General features: G+C 62.1%; 2 protein-coding genes. Both read right to left on the bottom strand.

The genetic code is table 11. From position 1 onward, the window contains the following. Nucleotides 1-35 precede the first annotated feature (35 nt). Nucleotides 36-380, bottom strand: coding sequence for a hypothetical protein (locus tag BM177_RS19205; RefSeq protein ID WP_091686892.1), 345 nt, complete (start codon nucleotides 378-380; stop codon nucleotides 36-38). Between the two features lie 49 nt (nucleotides 381-429). Next, nucleotides 430-2,805 (bottom strand): arylsulfatase (locus BM177_RS19210; protein ID WP_091686895.1); only part of this gene is annotated, 2,376 nt, incomplete at its 5' end.

Here is a 2,805-nt window from a genome sequence, read left to right on the forward strand (position 1 = left end):
CTGCAATTGGCGCGCAAACTATCCGAGTCGGCTTTTCAGGATGGACCTCGAGTTAACGCCCGGGCCAACAGCGTCGCCAACACGAGGTGCAGAACGACGGCGGGCCAGAGGAGCACGCTGCCGAAGCCGCCGGCGAGGCCGAGGTAGGCGAGATAGAGCGTGACCGCTGCGCTATAGGTCAGCATGCCGATCAACGAGGGTCCTGGCCAGCAGGCGATCCCCAGACCGATCAGAGCGATGCCGGCCACGCGCGCGACGGGAATGGCGACGCCAGTGAGCGGCTCCCCCAGCAACAACTGACCGACCAGCGACGGAACAATCAGCAACGCCACTCCAGTCGCCGCTTCGCCGATGGCTGCGAGAAGGAGCGACGTCTTCATCTTGCGCTGCCCCCCGTCGCCACTTTGGCGGGCGGGTCGGCAGACCTTGTCACTTTTTCGCTTCCGACGCCTGATCCGGACCGAGTTCGAACGTCAGCCTGTCGATCTTGCCGGTGAACTTGAAGGGCGGATCGTAACGATACTCCAGCAGCGCGACGCCGGTGCGGGTGTCCAACCCGACGTCGAAGGTTTCGTCTTCCGGGAAGGTAATGGGAGTCGAATGCTCCATCGTGTTCCTGGCGACTTCCTTGCCATCCACCGTGAGCACGCCTGTTCCGCCCTTCCCAAGGCCGGGGCCTTCCGGCGTCCATTGGAATACGATCGTGTGCCGACCCGGCTCGATCTCAGGCCCCTCCCACATCGTGCGCTTAAGGTCGAGGAGGTTGTACAGGAACACGACCCGGCCGCGGTCAAATCCGAATTCGCCCTTGCTGAGGAACAGGCCATAGCCGCCAAAGCGGCCGCCATGGGTAACGATCATTCCCTCCGCCCCGCCCTCGGGAATCTGGACTTCGGCCGTGATCGTGTACGCCCGGTTCAGAATGCTCGGCGCGCCGCTCGCCGGCACCCCACTCAATTCGCCCGAATAGGTGAAGGTCTTGCGGCCGGCCGTTAGGCTCGGGCGGGGCGCATTCCAGCGCGTGAGCGACGAGTTGTCCAGCGGGAACACATTGTTTTTCTTGGCCTCGGAGTAAAAGAGATCCTGCATTTCCCTGAGCTTGTCGGGCATCGCCTTGGCGAGGTCCTTGGACTCGGTCGGGTCGTCCTTGACGTTATAGAGTTCCCATTTGTAGCCCGTAATCACGTCCGGAGCCGGCTTCGTGCTGAGTTCCCAGGGTAGGGTCGCCGGCGTCGTCGTCGCCACCCATCCCTCGTGATAGATCGCGCGATTGCCAAGCATCTCGAAATATTGCGTCGTCCGGTGGGATGGCGCATTGGCGTTCGCCTTGTCCCACGTGTACGCCATGCTCACGCCGTCCATCGGACTTTGTTTGATGCCGTCGACCGTATCCGGCTGCGGAATGCCGGCGGCTTCGAGGATCGTCGGAGCGATGTCGATGATATGGTGGAACTGGCGGCGGACGCCGCCGACGTCATTGATGTGGCCCGGCCAGGAGATGGCCATGCCCTGGGCCGTGCCGCCGAAATGCGACGCGACCTGCTTGACCCATTTGAACGGCGTGTCGAACGCCCAGGCCCACGGCGCGGCAAAGTGCGGATACGTGCGTTCCGATCCCCAGAATGGATACCAGAGAAACTGGTCTTTGACGGGCACCTCAACGCCGTTGAAGGTCGTAAACTCGTTCGGCGTGCCGTTGAGCATGCCCTCAGCGCTGGCGCCGTTGTCGCCGCTGATGTAGATGATCAGCGTGTTGTCGAGCTGACCGAGTTCCTCGACCGCCTGGATCACGCGGCCAATCTCGTGGTCTGTATAGGCCTCGTAGGCGCCGTAGACGTCCGCCTGTTTAATGAACAGCTTCTTCTCATCCCAACTCAGCGAATCCCATTTGGGTAGTTTTGCGCCGCCGTACTCGGCCTGTCCGTCCGGCCAAGCCGTCAGCTTGGCGTTTTGGGGCATGATCCCGAGGCGCTTCTGATTGGCGAAGATCGTCTCCCGTAACTTGTTCCAACCGTCGTCGAAGAGATGCATGTCGGTGATTTTCTTCACCCATTCCGGCGTCGGATGGTGCGGCGCATGTGTGCCGCCGGGCACGTAATAGACAAAGAACGGCTTGTCCGGCGCGATCTCCTTGAGCTGCTTCATGTAATGAATGGCCTCGTCGGCCATGGCGGTTGTGAGATTCCAGCCGGGGTCGCCCAGGAAAGGAAAGATCGCGGTCGTGTTGCGATAGAGGTTCGGCTGCCACTGACTCGCGTCGCCGCCGACGAAGCCATAGAAATATTCGAAACCCATTCCGACCGGCCACTGATCGAACGGCCCCGCCTGAGTTGCTTGATAGGACGGCGTGTTGTGGTCCTTGCCGAACCACGCGGTCCCGTATCCGTTCTCCTTCAGGATCGTGCCAATGGTGCCGTTGGCTTTTAGAATGATCGAGTCGTAGCCCGGAAAGCCTGTGCCGATCTCGTCCACGACCCCGAAGCCCGCGACGTGATGATTGCGGCCCGTGATCAGGGCCGCCCGCGTCGGCGAGCACAGCGAGGTCGAATGGAAGTTCGTGTAGCGCAGTCCAGCCTTAGCGATGCGATCCAGAGAGGGACTGGGAATGACGCCGCCGAAGGTGCTCGGCACGCCGAAACCGTCGTCGTCCGTCATGATGAGCAGCACGTTGGGCGCGCCCTTCGGCGGCACGATACGCGGCGCCCACCAGGGGGTAGACTGGGAAGCTCTCTCCTTGATGACCCCGCCGAAAGGCGGATTTGGCGGCGGAAGCTGCTTTCCGTCGATGGTGGTCGTCGCCTCAGG

Origin of the sequence: Methylocapsa palsarum (assembly GCF_900114285.1) — a bacterium.
Lineage (GTDB): Bacteria > Pseudomonadota > Alphaproteobacteria > Rhizobiales > Beijerinckiaceae > Methylocapsa > Methylocapsa palsarum.